The organism is Albibacillus kandeliae (genome assembly GCF_003116585.1).
In the GTDB taxonomy this organism is placed as follows: Bacteria; Pseudomonadota; Alphaproteobacteria; order Rhodobacterales; family Rhodobacteraceae; genus Albibacillus; species Albibacillus kandeliae.
The window spans coordinates 523,621-544,092 of sequence record NZ_QEHM01000001.1 but is presented as its reverse complement, the minus strand read 5'-3'; the positions used below and the strand labels follow the sequence as shown (position 1 = coordinate 544,092).

20 protein-coding genes are annotated in these 20,472 nt (G+C 65.5%); 9 read left to right on the top strand and 11 right to left on the bottom strand.

Annotated elements, in window-relative coordinates:
* Positions 1-8: 8 nt before the first annotated feature.
* From DDT93_RS02590 to DDT93_RS02575, 4 genes are all read right to left on the bottom strand, one after another.
* Positions 9-659 carry a DUF6778 family protein gene (locus DDT93_RS02590; RefSeq protein WP_109464224.1) on the bottom strand — a complete coding sequence of 217 codons (651 nt, stop codon included), beginning with the start codon at positions 657-659 and terminating at the stop codon, positions 9-11.
* A 260-nt stretch (positions 660-919) separates the two neighbouring features.
* Complete coding sequence (locus tag DDT93_RS02585) at positions 920-1,192, bottom strand: hypothetical protein (RefSeq protein ID WP_109464223.1); 273 nt, start codon at positions 1,190-1,192, stop codon at positions 920-922.
* Complete coding sequence (locus DDT93_RS02580; RefSeq protein WP_109464222.1) at positions 1,189-3,990, bottom strand: [protein-PII] uridylyltransferase family protein; 2,802 nt, start codon at positions 3,988-3,990, stop codon at positions 1,189-1,191. The genes DDT93_RS02585 and DDT93_RS02580 overlap by 4 nt, the downstream gene beginning before the upstream one ends.
* A gap of 44 nt (positions 3,991-4,034) precedes the next feature.
* Positions 4,035-4,427, bottom strand: coding sequence for a nuclear transport factor 2 family protein (locus DDT93_RS02575; protein ID WP_109464221.1), 393 nt, complete (start codon positions 4,425-4,427; stop codon positions 4,035-4,037).
* Between the two features lie 53 nt (positions 4,428-4,480).
* Between DDT93_RS02575 and DDT93_RS02570 the strand changes: the two genes are divergently transcribed.
* Positions 4,481-4,948, top strand: a complete 468-nt coding sequence (locus DDT93_RS02570) for a YbaK/EbsC family protein (protein ID WP_109464220.1) — start codon at positions 4,481-4,483, stop codon at positions 4,946-4,948.
* Positions 4,949-4,951: 3 nt separating this feature from the next.
* On the opposite strand, the gene arsH is transcribed toward DDT93_RS02570, so the two are convergent.
* Positions 4,952-5,665 carry an arsenical resistance protein ArsH gene (arsH, locus tag DDT93_RS02565; RefSeq protein ID WP_109464219.1) on the bottom strand — a complete coding sequence of 238 codons (714 nt, stop codon included), beginning with the start codon at positions 5,663-5,665 and terminating at the stop codon, positions 4,952-4,954.
* 227 nt (positions 5,666-5,892) lie between these two features.
* On the opposite strand from arsH, the gene DDT93_RS02560 reads away from it, so the two are divergent.
* From DDT93_RS02560 to DDT93_RS02550, 3 genes are all read left to right on the top strand, one after another.
* Positions 5,893-6,318, top strand: a complete 426-nt coding sequence (locus tag DDT93_RS02560) for a DUF2852 domain-containing protein (protein ID WP_109464218.1) — start codon at positions 5,893-5,895, stop codon at positions 6,316-6,318.
* Positions 6,319-6,390: 72 nt separating this feature from the next.
* A complete protein-coding gene (locus DDT93_RS02555) occupies positions 6,391-6,834 on the top strand; it encodes an RDD family protein (RefSeq protein ID WP_109464217.1) in 444 nt (147 codons plus the stop codon).
* A gap of 90 nt (positions 6,835-6,924) precedes the next feature.
* Positions 6,925-7,746 (top strand): arginyltransferase, encoded by an 822-nt coding sequence (locus tag DDT93_RS02550; protein WP_109464216.1) that lies wholly within the window; start codon positions 6,925-6,927, stop codon positions 7,744-7,746.
* A 75-nt stretch (positions 7,747-7,821) separates the two neighbouring features.
* On the opposite strand, the gene DDT93_RS02545 is transcribed toward DDT93_RS02550, so the two are convergent.
* The 3 genes from DDT93_RS02545 to DDT93_RS02535 form a co-directional block, all read right to left on the bottom strand.
* A complete protein-coding gene (locus tag DDT93_RS02545; RefSeq protein WP_109464215.1) occupies positions 7,822-10,158 on the bottom strand; it encodes a TRAP transporter large permease in 2,337 nt (778 codons plus the stop codon).
* A gap of 12 nt (positions 10,159-10,170) precedes the next feature.
* A complete protein-coding gene (locus tag DDT93_RS02540; RefSeq protein WP_109464214.1) occupies positions 10,171-11,064 on the bottom strand; it encodes a TRAP transporter small permease subunit in 894 nt (297 codons plus the stop codon).
* A gap of 74 nt (positions 11,065-11,138) precedes the next feature.
* Positions 11,139-12,227, bottom strand: a complete 1,089-nt coding sequence (locus tag DDT93_RS02535; RefSeq protein WP_109464213.1) for a TRAP transporter substrate-binding protein — start codon at positions 12,225-12,227, stop codon at positions 11,139-11,141.
* Between the two features lie 694 nt (positions 12,228-12,921).
* On the opposite strand from DDT93_RS02535, the gene DDT93_RS02530 reads away from it, so the two are divergent.
* Positions 12,922-14,673 (top strand): acetolactate synthase 3 large subunit, encoded by a 1,752-nt coding sequence (locus DDT93_RS02530; RefSeq protein ID WP_109464212.1) that lies wholly within the window; start codon positions 12,922-12,924, stop codon positions 14,671-14,673.
* Positions 14,674-14,746: 73 nt separating this feature from the next.
* A complete protein-coding gene (gene ilvN / locus DDT93_RS02525) occupies positions 14,747-15,307 on the top strand; it encodes an acetolactate synthase small subunit (RefSeq protein ID WP_109464211.1) in 561 nt (186 codons plus the stop codon).
* Between the two features lie 18 nt (positions 15,308-15,325).
* Here ilvN and DDT93_RS02520 read toward each other — a convergent pair whose 3' ends face one another.
* Positions 15,326-15,646, bottom strand: coding sequence for a hypothetical protein (locus DDT93_RS02520; RefSeq protein WP_109464210.1), 321 nt, complete (start codon positions 15,644-15,646; stop codon positions 15,326-15,328).
* A gap of 230 nt (positions 15,647-15,876) precedes the next feature.
* On the opposite strand from DDT93_RS02520, the gene DDT93_RS02515 reads away from it, so the two are divergent.
* From DDT93_RS02515 to DDT93_RS02505, 3 genes are all read left to right on the top strand, one after another.
* Entirely contained in the window at positions 15,877-16,674 is a 798-nt protein-coding gene (locus DDT93_RS02515; protein WP_109464209.1) for a helix-turn-helix domain-containing protein, read from the top strand.
* Positions 16,675-16,803: 129 nt separating this feature from the next.
* Positions 16,804-17,973 (top strand): aromatic ring-hydroxylating oxygenase subunit alpha, encoded by a 1,170-nt coding sequence (locus DDT93_RS02510; RefSeq protein WP_232825353.1) that lies wholly within the window; start codon positions 16,804-16,806, stop codon positions 17,971-17,973.
* Complete coding sequence (locus tag DDT93_RS02505) at positions 17,970-18,185, top strand: hypothetical protein (protein WP_109464207.1); 216 nt, start codon at positions 17,970-17,972, stop codon at positions 18,183-18,185. Before DDT93_RS02510 ends, DDT93_RS02505 begins: the two co-directional genes overlap by 4 nt.
* Here DDT93_RS02505 and DDT93_RS02500 read toward each other — a convergent pair.
* Both DDT93_RS02500 and DDT93_RS02495 read right to left on the bottom strand, forming a co-directional pair.
* Positions 18,182-18,991 carry a DUF2189 domain-containing protein gene (locus DDT93_RS02500; RefSeq protein ID WP_109464206.1) on the bottom strand — a complete coding sequence of 270 codons (810 nt, stop codon included), beginning with the start codon at positions 18,989-18,991 and terminating at the stop codon, positions 18,182-18,184. The two genes, DDT93_RS02505 and DDT93_RS02500, sit on opposite strands and share 4 nt — an antisense overlap.
* A gap of 43 nt (positions 18,992-19,034) precedes the next feature.
* Positions 19,035-20,441, bottom strand: a complete 1,407-nt coding sequence (locus tag DDT93_RS02495) for an amidase (RefSeq protein WP_109464205.1) — start codon at positions 20,439-20,441, stop codon at positions 19,035-19,037.
* Between the last annotated feature and the right edge of the window lie 31 nt (positions 20,442-20,472).

Here is a 20,472-nt window from a genome sequence, read left to right as displayed (position 1 = left end):
GGAAAGCGTTACATGTAGTTCCAGCGCTGGATCGTACTCTTCAGCGACCCGGTGTAGCCCTCGGGGTTGCTCAGCTCGATCGCGATAACCTGCGCCAGGTGATTGGTGATGCGGACCTTCTGGGTCTGCCCCTGCGCCTCGGCGGCCTTGGCCTTGCGCCCGCCGTAGGCTTCGAAATCGGCCTGCACCGCATGGCGCTCCATCAGCACCTTGCCAGTGCGGGCGTCGGTCACGGTCAGCATGAACTTCAGCGCGTGCACCCCACCGGTGCTGCGGCGCGCGGTTTCGGTCAGGGCGTGGAACTTCACCACCTCGACGCTGATATCGACCGGGATCGAGCCCTTGAGCGGGGCAACGCCGCGCTTCATCGCGGTTTCGAAGATCGCCTGCACCTGGGCATAGCGGTCACCCTTGGGGTCTTCGCGCCAGACGATGTCACCCGAGGGCAGCAACTGGCTGCTCTCAGACACCTTCAGGCTGCGCGGAACGCTGACCTTGACCGAGCGCACGCGCAGCGGCGCGCGGCTCAACGAGGCCGCGTCGGCGGAAGCGGCGGCCTTGATGACCACCGCCTCGCCCCGGTCGGAGACGCCCGGCTCGGCCACGGCAGCCTGACCGATGAAAACACTCATGAACACTGCAACAAAAAACTTTTTCACCTTCGCCTCCTACGGCAGAACCAGACCAACGCGGCCCGATCAATGATGGCGCATTTGGTACCGCAAAACGGCGGGTTTTCGACAAAACTGAGTTAATTCGGGGTCATTGATGAACCTGACGGAACAATGCCCATAGGTTGCACGAAACTGTCTCGGATACCTCGGAAATACGCCGGAAACTCCCTCCAGAATTGCAGGGAGAATCATTCCGTCTCGCGGCGATTGTCAAAGCGCTCGGGGGTGCCTTGGGCGCCCCTCGCTCAGCTCCTCGGGCGGCTGCGCCAGCCCCCCCGACGGCGCGGTGTCGCCATGCTGTCCAGCCCGGCGGTCAGCACCGCCGTCATCGGGTGATCGTCAGAGCCGGCGCCATACTGCGCGATCAGCTTCTGCAGCGCCACGCGGGTATCGGTCCCCTCGGCCATGCTGAGCGCCCAGTCGAGAAAGATCGTCCGGCACTCGGCCGGGGTGATATTCTCGATCCGGTAGGCCTCGTAGATCAGCCCCTTGGGGTCGGTTTCCGGGTCACCCTTCATGCGGTATCGTCCTCCAGCACGCCCTCGATACAGGCGTCGATGATGGCCTCGCTATCCGCGTATCCCTCCTCGAGCGCGTCCCGAAGCGACGCCAGATCGCCCAAACCGGTCGCGCGGCACAGGAACGCCGCTCCGCCCTCGCCAATCCGTTCGGGGTCGAGCGGTTCGGCCGAGATCAGGCGCGAGGCCGTCATGACCGCGCTGAACAGCTCGTAGTTCGCATTCAGCGTCTCCGCCTGCGCGGCCGTGACGAACCCCGCCCCGCCCAGGGCCGCCAGCCCGCCCGCCACGTCGCGCATCGCCTCGGGCGACAGCAAGACGCCCGACTGCGCGAGCAATTCGATGTCCTGCATCCGCCCCGGTCCGGTCTTGGCCTCCCACAGCCCCGAGGGCGTCCGGGCCTCGGCGATGCGACGGCGCATGTCCTGCACCTCGGCCATAACCTTGGCCGCGTCCTGCGACTGTCCCAGCAGCGTCGCGCGGAAATCCTCGATATCTTCGGCCAGCCCCTGCTCGCCCCCCGCGATCACGCGGGCACGGGTCAGGGCCAGATGTTCCCAGACCCAGGCCTCGTTCTCCTGATAGTTCCGGAAGCTGGCCCAGCTGGTCGCCACCGGCCCCTGATTGCCCGAGGGCCGCAGCCGCATGTCGACCTCGTAGAGCTTGCCCTCGGCCATCGGCGCGGTCAGCGCGGTGATCAGCGCCTGCGTCAGCCGCGCGTAATAGGTCCGCGACGGCAGCGGGCGCTTCCCCTCCGAGGTTTCGGCCTCGCCGTAGTCATAGATCACGATCAGGTCGAGGTCGGAGCGGGCGTTGAGCCGGTGCGCCCCGAGCGAGCCCATGCCCACCACCGCGGCGCCCCGCCCCGGCGGCGTGCCGTGCTTGGCGGCAAAGTGACGGGTCACCACCGGGAACAGCGAGGCGATCACCGCTTCTGCCAGGTCGGCATACTGCGCCCCCGCCTCGGCCGCGCCGATCAGCCCCCGCAGGTGATGCACGCCGATCCGGAAATGCCATTCCTTGCACCAGCGGCGCGCGGCGTCGAGCTGGGTCTCGTAATCGCGCTCCTGCGCCAGCTTGCCACCAAGGTCCGCCTCCAGCGCGGACCGGCCCGGCCAGTCCGCAAAGAAGGCTCCGCCGATCACCGCGTCGAAGACAGCCGCGTTGCGCGACAGATAGCCCGCCAGTTCCGGCGAGGTCCCGACGATGTCGATCAGCAGGTCGATCAGCTGGTGGTTCGCCTCGAACAGCGAGAACAGCTGCACCCCCGCAGGCAGTCCGGCGAGGAAGCCATCGAGCGCCATCAGCGATTCCTGCGGCTGCGCGGTCCGCGCAAGGCGGCGCAGCAGTTCGGGCCGCAGCCGCTCGAAGATCTGGCGCGCCCGTTCCGACCGCAGCGCCGGATAGCTCGGCCAGCGGCGGCAGATGTCGGTGTCGATCCGCTCGGTCTCGGGCTCGCGCAGTGGCGGCGGCGCGGCATCGGGCGCAAAGAAGCCCTCGGTCAGCTCGTGCACCTCGCCCAGACGCCGCGACAGGTCGGCGATCAGGGCGTTGGTGTCCGTCCCCATCAGGCAGGCCACCCGCTCCAATTCGTCCGGGTTCACCGGCACCTTGTGGGTCTGCGCGTCGTGCAGCATCTGGATGCGGTGCTCGACCTCGCGGTGGTCGCGGTAGTGGCCGATCAGCTGTTCCGCCGCCTCCTGCGGCACCCAGCCCCGCGCCGCCAGCGCTCGCAGCCCCTCGACCGTGCCGCGCAGCCGCAGCGAGTCGTCACGCCCCCCCGCGATCAACTGCCGGGTCTGGGTGAAGAACTCGATCTCGCGGATCCCGCCGCGCCCCAGCTTCATGTCATGCCCCGGGATCGCCAGCGGCCCCCCCAGCTTCTTCGACTCGCGGATCCGCAGCCGCATGTCGTGAGCGTCCTGGATCGCCGCGAAATCGAGGTGACGGCGCCAGATGAAGGGACGCAGCGCCGCGATGAACCGCTCGCCAGCGGCAATATCCCCCGCAGCAGGCCGCGCCTTGATGTAGGCCGCCCGCTCCCACGTCCGCCCAAGGCTCTCGTAATAGCTCTCGGCTGCCGCCATCGAGATGCAGACCGGCGTGACCGAGGGATCGGGCCGCAGCCGCAGATCGGTGCGAAAGACATAGCCCTCGGCCGTGCGGTCGTTCAGCGCCGCGCTCATGTTGCGCGTGGCCCGGACCAGCGCGGCACGGGCCTCCTGGTAGTCGTCGGCGCCATAGCGCGTCTCGTCGAACAGGCAGATCAGGTCGATGTCGGACGAGTAGTTCAGCTCGCGCGCGCCCATCTTGCCCATGGCAAGCACCACCAGCCCGGCCGCGGTGGCAACATCCTCCTCGCCCTGTCCCGGCAGCTTGCTCCGGGCGATCAGCTTGGCAATCTCTGCCTTCAGCACCGCGTCGCAGGCCGCCCCCGCGAAATCACTGAGGGTTCCGGTGACGGTTTCCAGCGGCCAGACCCCGCCGAGATCGGCAAGGGCCAGCAAGAGCGCCAGCCGCGCCTTGTCCCGGCGCAGCTTCCCCGGAAGCTCATCCGCGCCATAGGCAGGAATGGCGGCAAAGATCTCGGCAGCGGTCGCCTCGGGGTCGTCCAGCGCCCCCTCCAGCCATGCGGCATGGGCCTCGATCAGCCCCTTGAGGTACGGGCTGCTGCCCGCCGTGCCCCGCACCAGCGCGGCGGCATCGCCCGAGAGCCCGGGCACACGCGCCAGCGCCTCCTCTCCGAGGTCGGGCAGAAAGGCACGGGGCAAGCGGGTGATCCGGTCGGCAAAGCTCATGCCCAAACGGAACCATGCGGGCGCGGCGGGCGCAAGGGGCCGTCCTAGGGAACCGCGCCGCCGACCGGCGTGTCCTGACTGAACCGGTTGAGCCAGGTACCGCCGTCACGCTGCCAGAGCGACGAGACATACATCGCCACCCACTCATCCCGCCCCGGTCTCAGATAGTCCGCCCGGTAGCAGAACATCGCCATATCGGGCCCATAGACCTGCATCCGCGCTTGGCTGATGCGGTACTCGGCCACGGTCGGGCCACCGTCAAGCTGGCCGGAATGCCCGTCCTTCCCCGAAAAGCCGCTCGGATAGACCCCAAGGAAATCCTCCGCCAGCCGCGCGCGGTCGGCACCGGCATCGCCGGTGACAAGCGCCTGCCAGACCTCGGTTTCAAGGGCCTGCAAAAGGGCGAGGTCGGGGGGTGTCTTGTGATCGGCGCTCATGGGGCTACAAAGCCTTGGACACCGAGACGGGTCAAGGAGGCATCGGAGGGAAGATGAGCAAGAGCCTGAAACGGGTCCGCGCCGCGCTGGAAGCCGCCGGGCTGACCCCCGAGATCCGCGAGACCGAACTGGCCCGCACCGCGGCGGACGCGGCGGCGGCGGTCGGTTGCGAGGTCGACCAGATCGCCAAGTCGATCATCTTTCGCGGCGAGACCAGCGGCGAGGCGATCCTCTTCCTGACGGCCGGCGGCAACCGGGTGGACGCGAACAAGGCGACCGAACTGGCCGGGGAACCGCTCGGCAAGGCCGACGCCGCCCTCGTGCGCGCCCAGACCGGTTTTGCCATCGGCGGCGTGTCCCCGGTGGGTCACCTCTCCCCGATCCGCGCCTTCCTCGACCCGCGCCTCGCGGCCTTCGACCAGATCTGGGCCGCTGCGGGCACCCCGCATCACGTCTTCCCCATCTCGCCCGCGCGTCTCGAAGAGATCACCGGCGCGACGCGCGCCCATTTCACCGCCTGAGCGTCACTCCTCGGCCTTGCTGTTCACCCGCCGGGACAACTCGGCATGGCTCTCCTTCCGCTCCGAGTAGCGGTCGGTGAGGTGCTCCTTCAGATCGCGCGTCAGCCATGTAAAGCGCATCAACTCTTCCATCACGTCGACCATCCGGTCGTAGAACGGCGAGGGCTTCATCCGTCCCGCCTCGTCGAACTCGCTCCATGCCTTCGGCACCGAGGACTGGTTGGGGATGGTCAGCAGCCGCATCCAGCGCCCCAGAATGCGCAGCTGGTTCACCGTGTTGAAGCTCTGGCTGCCGCCACAGACCTGCATCACCGCAAGGGTCTTGCCCTGCGTCGGACGCACCCCGCCCAGCGACAGCGGAATCCAGTCGATCTGGGCCTTCATGATCGAGGTGATGGCGCCGTGCCGCTCGGGCGAACACCAGACCATGCCCTCGCACCACGTCACCAGTTCGCGCAACTCTGCGACCTTGGGGTGATCCGGCTCCACGCTGTCGGGCAGCGGCAGGTCGGCGGGGTGAAAGAACCGGACCTCGGCCCCGAACTTCTCGAGCACCCGCGCCGCCTCTTCCGACATCAGGCGCGAAAAGCTGCGTTCGCGCAGCGAACCATAGAGGATCAGGATGCGCGGCCGGTGCGTGCTCCCTGCCCCGGCACCCAGCCGCACGGTGTCGATCGCCTGAAAATGCTGGTCATCGAGTTGCGGTGTATCGGACATGCACAGGTTTCCTTTCCGGGCCGGGACCGCGGCCTGACTAGGCAAGATGGCGCGGGATTGCCAGCGATAATCCCCGCATCGCGAGATCTGCCCCCTTGTTTTCATGACTGAATCGCAAAAATGTAAAAAACTTTCACATCGCATCTTGCAGGGCGGCCAGGTGATCCCGATCTATGCAATGTGAATGACCTTCACATCATCTGATCCAACACCGGAGAGAGCTGCAAATGACCACGATGTCCGAAACCTATCCTGGCCCGTCGCCATCGGGCTGGTTCGCAAAATCCGAAGCCTGGCTGGATCACAAGGGCAAAGGCGCCTGGATCGCCGTCATGGTGCTCGGGTTCATCTTCTTCTGGCCTGTTGGCCTTGCCCTTCTGGCCTATATGATCTGGAGCAAACGCATGTTCAAATCGTCCTGCCGTCACAAGTCCCGCTCGCACGGGCGTCGCTACAGCCCCTACTCGTCGACCGGCAACTCGGCCTTCGACGCCTACAAGGCCGACACCCTGCGGCGCCTTGAACAGGAACAGAACGACTTCGAAGCCTTCCTCGAACGGCTGCGCGAAGCCAAGGACAAGGCCGAGTTCGATCAGTTTATCGACGAACGCGCCCGCAAGTCCGACGAGCCCGGCGACGCCGCCGGCGCCTGATACCGACGATGCGACCGGCCCCCATTGGGGCCGGCCCGCCCTTCCAACCTTCCCAACACCGCAACGAGACCCATGTCGCACCTTCCCGATCCCGACCGCCAGCCGCAGTTCTACGAGGCCGTACCGACCAAGCGCCTGATCGCCTGGATCGTCGACTCGGTGGTGATCTTCCTCTTCTGCCTCGTCGCCGTCCTACTCACGGCCTTTGTCGGCCTGTTCATCTGGCCCCTGCTCTACCTCGTCCTCGGTTTCGCCTATCGCGTGGTGACGCTGGCCAATGGATCGGCAACCTGGGGTATGCGCTTTACCGGCATCGAACTGCGCCGCAACGACGGCAGCCGCCTCGACCTGTCGGACGCCGTGCTGCACACCGCTGGCTACACTCTCAGCCTCGCCTTCCCGCTGATCCAGGTGGTTTCGGTCGTGATGATGCTGACCGGACGTTTCGGACAGGGCCTGACCGATTCCGTGATGGGAACGGTGATGCTCAACCGCAGGTCCGTGCCGGTCCGCTAAGCGGAAAACGGCACGGTTTTGGGCCGGATTCGAGTCTTGGCGCAATGAGAATGCGTTGATATCATCGACGAAACGTTTTTATGTCATTCCATGCGCCACACTCTTCCGATAGCCCCCCAGTTTTATGTGACGGCTCCGCAACCCTGCCCCTATCTCGAAGGGCGCATGGAGCGGAAGCTGTTCACCGCGCTGCAGGGTGAGAACGCGGACAAGCTGAACAACTCGCTGTCGCAGCAGGGGTTCCGGCGGTCCCAGAACGTGCTCTACCGGCCCTCTTGTGCCGAATGCTCGGCCTGCCTGTCGGCGCGCATCAACGTCTCGCGCTTCGTGGCGACGCGCGGCCAGAAGAAGATCATCAAGCGCAACGCGCACCTCTCGCGCAAGCCGACCTCGCCCTGGGCGACCGAGGAGCAGTACGAACTGTTCCGCCGCTATCTCGACGCGCGCCACGCCGATGGCGGCATGGCCGATATGGACGTCTTCGAATTCGCCGCGATGATCGAGGAAACGCCGATCCGCAGCCGCGTGATCGAGTATTCCGACAGCACCACCCGCCGCCTCACCGGCGTCAGCCTGACCGACGTTCTCGAGGACGGGCTGAGCATGGTCTATTCCTTCTACGACCCCGGCCAGCCCCGGCAGAGCCTCGGCACCTACATGATCCTCGATCATGTCGAGATCGCCCGCGAGGCCGGACTGCCCTATGTCTACCTGGGCTACTGGGTGCCCGGCAGCCAGAAGATGGGCTACAAGTCCAAGTTCTCGGGGCTGGAGGTCTATCTCCGGGGCGAATGGCAGCCGATGACCAACCCCGAGGCGCATTCCTCGGAACTGCACCCGCTCTCGACCGACCCGATCGCCGAGCAGGTCGCCAACATCAACCTACCCGACCGCCGCCCGACCTCGCGCTGATCCCATCGCCGGGCGTTCGGCACCCGTCACAGATCACCGTCATGAAAAAAGGGGCCCTCAGGCCCCTTTTCCTTGTCATTTCACCCCGATCAGGTCCGGGACGATGGTCACGATGCCAGGTATGAACCACAGCAGCGCCAGACCAAGCACCTGGATCAGCACGAACGGCAGGATCCCGCGGTAGATATGGCCGGTGGTCACCTCTGGCGGCGCGACGCCCCGCAGGTAGAACAGCGCAAAGCCGAAGGGTGGCGTCAGGAATGAGGTCTGCAGGTTCACCGCGATCATGATGGTCACCCACTTCGGGTCGAACGACCCGCCGTAGATCACCGGCCCGACGATCGGGACCACGATGTAGATGATCTCGAGGAAGTCGAGCACGAAGCCCAGCACGAAGAGCACCAGCATCACGATCAGGAAGACCTTGAACTCGTTGTCGAAGCTCATCAGGAACTGCTGGATGTAGTGCTCGCCCCCGAAGGAGATCACCACGAGGTTCAGCAGCTGCGACCCCACGAGGATGGTAAAGACCATCGAGGTCACCTTGGCCGTCTCGCGCACCACCGGCGTCAGCACGCCCGTGGCATAGAGCACCCAGCAGCCATACAGCAGCCCGAAGAAGGCGAACATGTAGGCGGCAAAGGCCACGATGAAGCCCGCCCAGTTCTCGAAGGTCACGACTTCCTGGTTGATCCGCAGGTCGAAGTTGATGCCGACGAGGATCATCACCGCGATGGCGAGCGTCGCCTGGACGATGATCTTGGGGTCCTTGCCCTGGTCCTTCAGCTTGCGATAGGCGGCCAGCATGATCGCACCCGCAGCCCCCAGCGCGGCGGCCGGCGTCGGGTTGGTGATCCCACCAAGGATCGAGCCAAGCACCGCGACGATCAGCACCAGCGGCGGGAACACCACCCGGATCAGGTCGTTCTTGGCCATCCGCTGCGCGGCATGGCGACCTGACCAGTAGATGATCGCCAGCGGGATCAGCAGGATCATCAGCGTCGCCCCCGGCCCCGTCTCGGGCTTGATGAACACCGCATCGACCAGCAGCAGCAGAACGACGCCACCGGCACCGATCAGCAGCGGCAGCGCCCGTGCGAGCGGATCGACCCCGCGCGCGACCGCCAGCATCACCGCCGCCATCACGGCGAGGATCGCCACGCCGGTCCCGATCGGGGCGGCGCCCATGACGCTGACCCGTGCGTGCTCGGCTTCGCCCGCGCTTTCAGCCACCGCGGCACCACCGGCCTGACGTGCCGCGACCGAGGCGTCCCACGCGGCCTGGCCGTGCAGTTCGATCATCGACGCCTGGCAGTCCGGGCTGACATTGGTGCGCAGCAGCGACACCCGCTCGGACGAGCTTGCGTCGACCAGATGCGCGGTCTGCGACCCGATCACGCCCGCCTCGCTCAGCAGGATAGCCCCGCCGATCAGGATCACCGGGATCGCCACGAACCACGTCAGGTTCTCGCGGCGCGTCGCGACCGAGGCGCGCTTGGCGTCCAGCATGACGGCCGGGGCCCGCGACGGGTTCAGCAGTGCAAAGATGAAGGCATAGCCCGCATAGAGCACCGCCAGCAGGATCCCCGGCAGCATCGCCGCCTGGAACAGCGTGCCGACCGACACCACGGCCGGACGGCCAAGGTAGGTCAACGCATCGCTGCAGCCCGCCGCCTGCGCCCGGGCCTCCTGCGCGGTCGAATAGAGATCGCCCGCCAGCGTGCCCAGCAGAACGATGACGATCGAGGGCGGGATGATCTGCCCCAGCGTCCCCGAGGCCGCGATGACCCCGGTGGAGAGTTCGGGGCTGTAGCCGTTGCGCAGCATGGTCGGCAGCGACAGCAGGCCCATGGTGACGACCGTCGCCCCGACGATGCCGGTGGAGGCGGCAAGGAAGGCGCCGACGACGACCACCGAAACCGCGAGACCGCCGGGCAGCGGGCCGAACACCCGCGCCATGGTGGTCAGCAGATCCTCGGCGATCTTCGACCGCTCGAGCACGATGCCCATCATCACGAACATCAGAACCGCCAGCAGCGTCTCGATGGACTGGCCTGCAAAGACCCGGTCGTTCATCCGGTTGATGACGAACGAGAGGTTGCGGTTGACCGCCTGCTCCCAGCCACCGTCAAAGACCGGCTGATCTACCCGTGGCAAGTCCGGGTATCGGAAGACCGATATCGAGTCCCGGTGTACCCCGCTGTTCAATATCTGGTTGTAGGCATCTGACGAGGTGTCGATGGCCTGGTGAATCAGCAACCCGGCGCTGTCGAGCCCCGCGATGATGCCGAAGGAAATGACACCGGCGCCCGCGATGGCAAAGGCCACCGGAAAGCCGGAAAGAATGCCCCCGAAGAGGCACAACAGAACGATCAGAAGGCCGATCTCGACGCCGTCTAGTCCGAAAATCATCTGCGCTGCCCCTTAATGCGTGCCTTCATAGGCTTCTTCACCCGCGCCGAGGGTGTCCTTGTCGAGATACTTGTCCGCACTCTCCTCGCCCTCGCGGAATTCCAGCAGCGAGCGGTAGAAGAAGGCGATGGCGTGGATCAGCACCATGGCGGTGAAGGCGCACATCAGGATCTTGAACAGGAAGTAGCCGTTGAACCCGCTGGGCGAGAACCCGATCGTCTCGACGTTCCACTTCACGATCTTGGCCTTGCGCAGCATCAGCTCCAGCTTGTCCGAGGCCGAGACCTTGGGCGTGATCAGGCTGCGCCACAGGAAGAACCAGGCATAGACCCAGGTCAGCACGGCCGCCGGGATCATGAAGAAGAGCGAACCGAACATGTCGATCACCTTCTTCGTGCGGAACTTCACCACCGCGTAGACAAGGTCGACCCGCACGTGGCCGCCCTGAACGAAGGTGTAGGTCACGCAGAGCGCGATGATCATCGCGTTGTAAAGTTTCAGCTCTTCCGAGAACCAGCCGACCGACTGGCTGAAACCAAAGCCGAAGGGGGCGATGGTCAGCACGCCAAGGCGGAAGATCGACTGCAGGAACACGATCATGACCTGCTGCAGCACCATCAGGAGCCCGACCCAGGCCGCGACGCGGCCCACCGTATTGGCAAAGCCTTCGAGCCCGCGTGTCATGCCCCACATGAACCTCGGCCAGATGATCCCGATGATTGTCAGGACGAGGACGACGTCGAAGATCACGAAGAAGAGCTCGATCGAGGCCCCATAGTAGATGAAGCGGATCAGCGCTTCCTTGTTTGACCAGTCCAGCCAAAGCTGCGGGTGCGTCAGGGCATAGACGAGGTTGTAGAAGCCCATCCCGAGGTTGGTGAAGAACCAGCTTAGCGCGTTCAGCATGCGCCCTGTCCCCCAAAATTGGGTGGGCCGCGCACGTGAGACGCGCGCGGCCTGCCATTGTTGTTGTTCGTTGCTTACATCGCCGCCAGCACGCGGTTACGCTGTGCCGAGTAAGCGCTGTCGGACAGGGCCAGCCAGGCCGAAGAGGCCTTCATCGACGCCTGCGCCGAGTCATGGATCTTCTTGAACAGCTCGTCGCTGGTGTAGCTGTCGAGCAGCTCGACCGATGCGCGGCCGAAGGCGTCCCAAACGTCATCGCTGAACTCGCGGACCTGGGTGCCGCCGTCGATCAGGCGCTTCAGCGCCGGGCCGTTGTTGGCGATGAACTGGGCATAGTTCGCCTGGTGGGCGTCTGCGCCAGCCAGCTCGATGGCCTTCTGCTGCGACGGGGTCAGTTCGTTGAACACGTCGAGGTTGCAGGCGATCGAGAGCGCCGCGCCCGGCTCGTGGAAACCGGCCGGATAGTAGTAGTCGCAGACTTCCTGCAGACCCAGCTTCTCGTCCGACCAGGGGCCGATCCATTCGGTGCCGTCCAGCGCACCCGAGGACAGGGCCTGATAGATTTCGCCGCCCGGAATGTTCTGGACCGACGCGCCCAGCTTGGACAGCGCCTGGCCGCCGAGGCCCGGCATACGGAACTTGAGACCCTTGAAGTCGTCGGCCGACTTGATCTCCTTGCGGTACCAGCCGCCACCCTGCGCACCGGTCTGACCGGCGAGGAAGCTCTTGATGCCAAACACTTCGCCCAGCTCGTGGTGCAGCGCCATGCCGTCCTGACCATAGTACCAGGTCATGATTTCCGGCGCGGTCATGCCAAAGGGCACGGCGGTGAAGTAGGCGAAGGCCGGGTGCTGGCCGACGAAGTAGTAGTCGGCACCGTGGTACATGTCAGCCTGACCGGAGGTCACGGCGTCAAACACCTCGAGCGCGCCGACGAGTTCGCCTGCTGCCTTCACGTCCAGCGTGACCTGGCCATCGGTTGCGGCGCTGATGCTGTTGGCAACGCGCTCGACCGAGTCCCACACGCCTGCGAGGCCGCGCGGCCAGGTGCAGACCATGGTGAGTGTCCGCTTGCCCTGCGCAATCGCGGGTGCGGCAAGTGCGGTTGCCGCAGCAGCAGAACCACCGAAAGCCGAAGCTTTCAGAAAAGAACGACGATCCATTAAGTAACTCCTCCCGAGTTTTTCTGCACACCCGGGTTCAAGCTCCGGGCTGATCTTGTGAGTGTTGCTAAATTAACGGACGGGGACTCAAAAGGAATACCCAAATCTGCCCCGGAGCGACTAGAATTTGAGCGATTACAACAATTTTGCGGTCAGGAACCCAACCAGACCAATCCAATCCTTTCGCAAATGTTTCAGGCCCCCGACGACCGCGAATCCGGAGTTTTCCGGCGCGTCCGATTCGCGCGGTGCAGAACCCGAAGTTCCCCCTAAGTAATTTAACAAGTGCAATTTCAGGGATGCCCCGCGGCATTTCTCCGCGCGCCCGGCGCCGCTCTTGCCCCAGCTCCGCCCGAACCGTCCCGACTCGGCGGATTCCCGGCGTCACCGCCCGGCGAACCCCGAACAGCGGAAGAAAATTCCAACCAAAGGCCCCTCTCGGCAACAAACAGCATGAATTTACCCTGTCCGCGTATGTTTTTTTGTCAGCTTGCCTGTTGACGCCCGGCAAACAGGCCCATAATGTCCGCCCACGCAAAAGGAGTCTGTGGGTATGACCACCCTAATCGTAGTAGTAGGACGCACGCGCATGGGCCGGTGACGGTAGACCATAATCAGACCCATGCGCCTCCGAAAAACTTCGGGGGCTTTTTTGTTTTTAAGGATCAGCGATGTCGCGGATGGAGCAAGGCAGATGACACGTGAAATGACCGGTGCAAAGATGGTGATCCAGGCCCTGAAGGACCAGGGCGTGGATACGATCTTCGGATACCCGGGCGGGGCCGCCCTCCCCATTTATGACGAAATCTTCCAGCAGAACGATATCCGCCACATCCTGGTACGGCACGAACAGGGCGCGGTGCACGCGGCCGAGGGCTATGCCCGCTCGACCGGCAAGGTCGGCGTCTGCCTCGTCACCTCGGGCCCCGGCGCGACCAACACCGTCACCGGCCTGACCGATGCGCTGCTGGACTCTATCCCGCTGCTGGTCATCTCCTGCCAGGTTCCGACCTTCCTGATCGGCTCGGACGCCTTCCAGGAAGCCGATACCGTCGGCATCACCCGCCCCTGCACCAAGCACAACTGGCTGGTGAAGGACACCGACAAACTGTCCTCGACCATCCACGAAGCGATGCATGTGGCACGCTCGGGCCGCCCCGGCCCGGTGCTGGTCGACATTCCCAAGGACGTGCAGTTCGCCTCGGGCACTTACGAGGCGCCCAAGCCCTCGACCTCTCATTACAAGCCGCGCCTCAAGGGCGATCTGGAAGAGATCACCGAACTGGTGGCCGCCATCGAAAAGGCCAAGCGCCCGGTGTTCTACACCGGCGGCGGCGTGGTCAACTCGGGCCCGGCGGCCAGCCAGCTGCTGCGCGAACTGGTCGACGCAACCGGCTTCCCCGTGACCTCCACCCTGATGGGCCTCGGCTCCTACCCGGCCTCCGGCAAGAACTGGCTCGGGATGCTCGGCATGCACGGTCTCTACGAGGCCAACATGGCGATGCACGGCTGCGACCTGCTGATCAACGTCGGCGCCCGTTTCGACGACCGGATCACCGGGCGCATCGACGCCTTCAGCCCCAAGTCGAAGAAAGCGCACATCGACATCGACCCCTCGTCGATCAACAAGGTGATCAAGGCCGATATCCCGATCGTGGGCGACGTCGCGCACGTGCTCGAGGACATCCTCAAGATCTGGAAATCGCGCGGACGCAAGACCGAGGTCGAGGCCGTTTCCAAGTGGAACAAGCAGATCGACGAATGGCGCGCGGTCAGGTGCCTGACCTACCGCCAGTCCGAAACCTCGATCAAGCCGCAGTACGCGCTGCAGCGTCTCGAGGCTCTGACCAAGGACCGCGACCGTTACATCACCACCGAGGTCGGCCAGCACCAGATGTGGGCCGCGCAATTCCTCGGCTTCGAGCAACCCAACCGCTGGATGACCTCCGGTGGCCTCGGGACCATGGGCTATGGCCTGCCCGCCTCCATCGGCGTGCAGATCGCGCACCCGGAGTCGCTGGTCATCAACGTCGCCGGCGAGGCCTCGTGGCTGATGAACATGCAGGAAATGGGCACCGCGGTTCAGTTCCGCCTGCCGGTCAAGCAGTTCATCCTGAACAACGAACGGCTCGGGATGGTCCGCCAGTGGCAGGAACTGCTGCACGGCGAGCGCTACTCGCAAAGCTGGTCCGAGGCCCTGCCCGATTTCGTCAAGCTTGCCGAGGCCTTCGGCGCCAAGGGCATCCTCTGCAAGGACCCGAAGGATCTCGACGACGCCATCATGGAGATGCTCGACTACGACGGGCCGGTGATCTTCGACTGCCTCGTGGAAAAGCACGAGAACTGCTTCCCGATGATCCCTTCGGGCAAGGCGCACAACGAGATGCTGCTGGGCGACGCCGATACCCAGGGCGTGATCGACTCCAAGGGGTCGGTGCTGGTCTGACCGGAACGATCGCGACACTTCTTTTCCGGGCCCCCTGCCGGGGGTCTGGCAGCCGAGACAAAGGAATGGGCAAATGAACGCTCTGCAGATCAAGAAAGGCGCGACCAAGCATTCCGCCTACAACCTACGCCCCGCTTTCTCCGAGATCGAGGAGCGGCACACGCTTGCGGTGCTGGTCGAGAACGAACCCGGCGTGCTGGCGCGCGTCATCGGTCTCTTCTCGGGCCGTGGCTACAACATCGAGAGCCTGACCGTGGCCGAGGTGGACCACACCGGCCACCGCAGCCGCATCACCATCGTCACCAAGGGCACCCCGCAGGTGATCGAGCAGATCAAGGCCCAGCTGGGACGCATCGTGGTGGTGCACGAGGTGCATGACCTCACCGTCGAGGGCCCCTCGGTCGAGCGCGAGCTTGCCATGCTCAAGGTCGTCGGTCAGGGCGACAAGCGGGTCGAGGCCATGCGGATGGCCGAGATCTTCCGCGCCAACGTGGTGGACACCACGCTCGACAGTTTCATCTTCGAGATTACCGGCGCCCCGGAAAAGATCGACGCCTTCGCCGACCTTATGCGCCCGCTCGGCCTTGCCGAGATCGCGCGGACCGGCGTTGCCGCCCTTCGGCGCGGCCTCTGACGGCTCCTCGGTCCGGGATCAGTTGCAGGCGCGCAGACGCGGCCTGCCGATGAAGGATACCGGGTTCCGGCCTCCCGCCGGTGCCCGCCCCTGCACCGCCGCGACCACGCGCGGCGGGTCCTGCGGATTGGGGCACACGCCGCGCCCGACCAGCCGCAGGTTGTGCGCCAGCCGCTGGCTGCGGTCCAGCGACACGTCGAACTCGACCCAGTCGCCACTCTCAAGATTGGCCTCGGGGCCGTACTCCGCCGCGCGGAAATAGGCCAGATCGCCCTGGTCCTCGCACCAGATGACGGCTTTTTGATCCGCCCTGTCACTCCAGATGACTACGCCAAACATTGCCTTCCCCCGACCAGTTACGCCCCAAGCTTCTGATAAAAAGCGGATGGGGCCACGGGAAAAAGTTGCGGCGAGGCATTGCTTTTTGTGTCAGAAGACATAGCAATTGCACAAGTTGAGAGACAGCCCGACGCTAATTGGCGTCGATTTGTTAATTTTCACCTATAATACGGGGATAGCGGAAGGTCTTAAACCTTAAATTCTCGGACGACCACTGAAATGAACCGTTAATGTCCAGGCAAACAAGATCACCCTCTGAATTGCGGAACATGTTCGGAAAGAACCTGCGCCGCCTCTCCGAACGTTATCAATCCATTTCCGAATTGTCCCGAATGCTGGGAATCAACCGGACCCAGTTCAACCGCTATCTCTCGGGTGAAAGCTTCCCCCGCCCGGATGTGCTGGACCGCATCTGCGCCTTCTTCAAGGTCGATGCCCGCATCCTTCTCGAACCGGTGGACCAGCTCGGCACCGACAAGTCGATCCTGAACGGTCCGTTCCTGCGCGAGTTCCACGGCCCCAGCGTCAGCCACGTGCCGCCCGAGATCTTCCCGACCGGCTTCTACCGGTTCAGCCGCCTCAGCTTCGTCGACACCTCGCGCTTCCTCGTCGGCCTCGTCTACATCCTGCGCGACGGCGAAACGACCTACCTGCGCGGCTTCGAATCCCGCGCCGCGATGCGCCAGCAGGGCCTCCCCGAGGACGGCAGAACCCGCGAGTTCCGCGGCTACGTCGCGCGGCAGGAGGATGGTATCGCCATCACCGTCGCCCGGCGCAACTCGATGACCTGTTCCTTCAACTTCCTCTCGCGCGTCGCCTCCTTCGACAACAACTACTGGGTCGGCTACGTCTCGCGCACCATGCCCGAAAGCTCGGACGGCATGCGCGCGGTCCGCATGGTCTACGAATACGTCGGTCGCCGGACCAAGCCGGTGCTCGCGGCGGCGCGCACCGCCGGGTTCCATACCGCCGACGAGCTTCAGCCGTTTCACCGCCACTACCTGAAGGTCAACGAACCCTTCGTCTGATCACGGCCCCCGCCGCCCCCTCCCGGGCGGCGCGATCTGTCGCAGACGGAAGATTCCGGTCGCTCCGCGCGCGGAAATGGCGACCCGAGAGGCGTTACCCTCGGGCAAAACGCCAGCCGGGAGAGAGCCATGCCCCGATCATCCATGCCAGCGGACCTGTCCGCCGTCCGCCGCCCGATCGCCGAGGCCAACGGCCTGCCCAACGCCCATTACACCGACCCCGCAGTGCACGCCGAGGAGAGCCGGGCGCTGCTGATCGGCCAGTGGGCGGGCCTTGCCGTGGCCGCTGATGTCCCCGAACCGGGCGACGCGGTGCCGATCACCTTTCTCGACATCCCGCTGCTGCTGATCCGCGACCGCGATGGCATCGTGCGCGTGTTCCAGAACATCTGCCGCCATCGCGGCATGATCCTCGTCGAGGAACCCCGCAAGATCGAGGGCGCCATCCGCTGCCCCTATCACAGCTGGTGCTACTCGACCCAGGGCAAGCTGGTCAGCACGCCCCACGTCGGCGGTCCGGGTCAGAACACCCACGAGGGCATCAAGCGCGACACCCTCGGGCTGATCGAGGTCCGCAGCCACATCTGGCGCGACGTGGTCTGGGTCAACATCAGCGGCGACGCCCCCGCCTTCGCGGATGCCATGGCCGAGGTCATCGCCCGCTGGGCCGAGTTCGACAAGCCTCTGTTCCACGGCGGCGACGACAGCCGCTTTGTCCTGCCCGTCGCCTGCAACTGGAAGCTGGCGGTCGAGAACTACTGCGAGAGCTATCACCTGCCGTGGGTGCATCCCGGCCTGAACAGCTATTCCCGGCTGGAAGATCACTACCACATCGAAAGCCCCGGGCGCTTCTCGGGTCAGGGCACCCTCGTCTACCGCCAGTTCCACGGCGCCGAGGGGCAGGTCTTCCCCGATTTCGACGGTCTCGACCCCAAGTGGCAGACTGCGGCCGAGTACATCGCCGCCTTCCCGAACGTCCTGCTCGGCGTGCACCGCGACCACGCCTTTGCCATCATCCTGCAGCCCGAGGCACAGGACCGCACCAGCGAGCACGTGCACCTCTACTACGCGCGCCCCGAGACCGACGCGGCCATGCGGCAGCAGAACACCGCTCTCTGGAAGACCGTGTTCGAAGAGGACATCTTTGTCGTCGAAGGCATGCAGCGCGGGCGTCATTCGCCCGGGTTCGACGGTGGCCGCTTCTCGCCGGTGATGGACGGGCCGACCCACCTGTTCCACGACTGGGTGGCCGGACACCTGCAGGCCCACCGCGCCCCTGCCCCCGAGGCCGCCGAGTGAACGACCTCGACGCCCGCCTGCTGGCGGCGCACGAGGCGGGCGACCGGCAGGCGCTGGTCGCCCTCTACACCGAGGCGGCAGAGGGCGCATCCGACCCCGCCGCCGCCGGGTTCTTCCTGACACAGGCCTATGTCTTCGCCCTCGACACCGGCCACCCCGCAGCGCAACACCTGCGCGCGCGACTGGTGGCGGACGGGCGCGAAGAGCTTTAACTCACCGACACCCCATCCAGCGGCGCGGCTTCCGCCCCACGCTCCATCAGCAGCCGATAGAGATGCCAGGTGGCGTGGCCCAGCACCGGCAGCACCACCAGCAGGCCCACGAAATAGGGCAACAGGGCAAGGAAGGTCAGTACCGCAATCAGCGCCGCCCAGCCCAGCATCGGCAGCGGATAGGCCAGCACGTACTGGAAGCTGGTGATCATCGCGGTGACGAAATCCACCTCGCGGTCCAGCAGCATCGGCAGCGCCAGCACCGAGATCATGAACAGCAGCAGCGCAAAGGCTGCCCCCACCAGCGTCCCGACCGCCAGCATGGCAAGCCCGTTGCCGGTCAGGAAGACCTCGTAGGAGGACGAGATGTTGGTCATCCGCGACAGGCCGAGGAACAGGGCAAAGATCATGTGACCGAGGAAGAACCAGAACAGGAAGACCATCACCACGATGGCGCAGAGCGAGGGCAGCTGACGGCTGCGCTGGCGCAGCACCACCCCGAAGATCTCGCGCGCGCCAAGCGGCAACCCGGCCTCCAGCCGCCGCGACACCTCGTAAAGCCCGACGGCGGCAAAAGGGCCGAGCAGCGGGAACCCGATGGCCGAGAGCACCAGCCAGAAGCTGGTGCCGGTCGCCACGGTGATCCACAGCATGATCCATCCCGCGATCACGTAGACCCCGGCCATCGCCAGCCCGTAAAAGGGCGCGCGGCGAAAGTCGGCAAGGCCGCGCCGCAACGCCTCGCGCAGCACGGACCCATCCACCGGACCGAACGCCGGTGCGCCAAATTCCATCGACCTGTCCATGGGCTCCTCCTCCCGCCGACAGTTCCTCCCTGTGCGCCGGCCCTTACATGGCCGGGCGCTTCTGCGGCCATTCGGTCGCATTGTGATAGGCCTGCCCCATCGCCAGCAGCGCGGCGTCGGACCCGCGCCCGCCGAACAGCTGAATGCCCATCGGCAGACCGGCCGCGCCGAAACCGGCGGGCATGGCAAGGCACGGCAGCCCCAGCAGGCTGACTGGCACCACGCACTGCATCCAGCGGTGGTAGGTGTCCATCCGGTGCCCCGCGATCTCGGTCGGATACGGGCGGGTCAGTTCAAAGGGCCAGACCTGCGCCGTCGGCAGCACCAGCGCATCGTAGCTCTCGAACAGCTTCGCGGCGGCGATGAACCAGTCCGAGCGGATCACGCTGGCACGGTGCACGTCCATGCCGCTCATCGCGCGCCCGCGCTCGATCTCCCAGATGGCGCTGTCCTTCAGGCTGTCGCGCCGGGTCTCCAGCAGAGGCAGCAGACCGGTCGACACCTGCCACGAGCGCAGCGCGATCCAGCTCTCCCAAATCTTCTCCGACGAGAACGGCGCCGCCAGTTCATGAACCTCGGCACCGAGGTCTTCAAAGACGTTCACGGCGTCGCGGCACAGCTCGAGGATGCCGTCGTCCATCGGAAAGGCGCCGCTCCAGTCGCCCAGCCAGCCGATCCGCTTGCCCTTCATGTCGGCAGGCTCCAGCGCGCCCACCGGGTCCGCCGGGCAACCGTGCGGCAGGCGCGGATCCGGGCCCGAGATCACGTCGAGCAGGATCGCGATATCCTCCGGGCTGCGCGCCATCGGCCCGAGCGTGGCCAGCTGATGCAGGAAGTTGTCGCCTTCCGGGTCCGAGGGCACCCGGCTCCACGAGGGGCGGAAACCGTAGACATTGCACCACCCGGCCGGGTTGCGCAGCGATCCCATCATGTCCGACCCGTCGGCCAGCGCCGTCATGCCGGTGGCCAGCGCAACCGCAGCACCGCCCGACGATCCGCCGCAGCTGAGCGTGGGGTCATAGGGATTGCCCGTCGCCCCGTGAACCGGGTTGAAGGTGTGCGAGCCCAGCCCGAACTCCGGCGTATTGGTCTTGCCGATGAAGATCGCCCCGGCGGCGCGCATCCGCGCCACCATCAGGTCGTCGTGATCGGCAATCGTGTCCTTGAACAGCGGCGACCCCTGCGTGGTGGCGATGCCCTTCACGTCGGCAAGGTCCTTCACCGCAATCGGCAGCCCGTGCAGCGCCCCCCGCTCGGCAGGCGGCACCTTGTCGGCTTCGGCGGCCTCGGCCATCAGGGACGCGCGGTCGCGCAGGGACACCACGGCATTCACCGCGCCGTTGGCCTCGGCGATCCGGTCCAGCGTCGCCTCCATCAGGGCGGTGGCAGAGAGGGTACCGGAACGCAGGCCGGAAAGAAGGGTACTGGCGGACTCGCGGGTCATGGTCATGTCAGGGCAGGCTCATACTGATTGGTCAGAC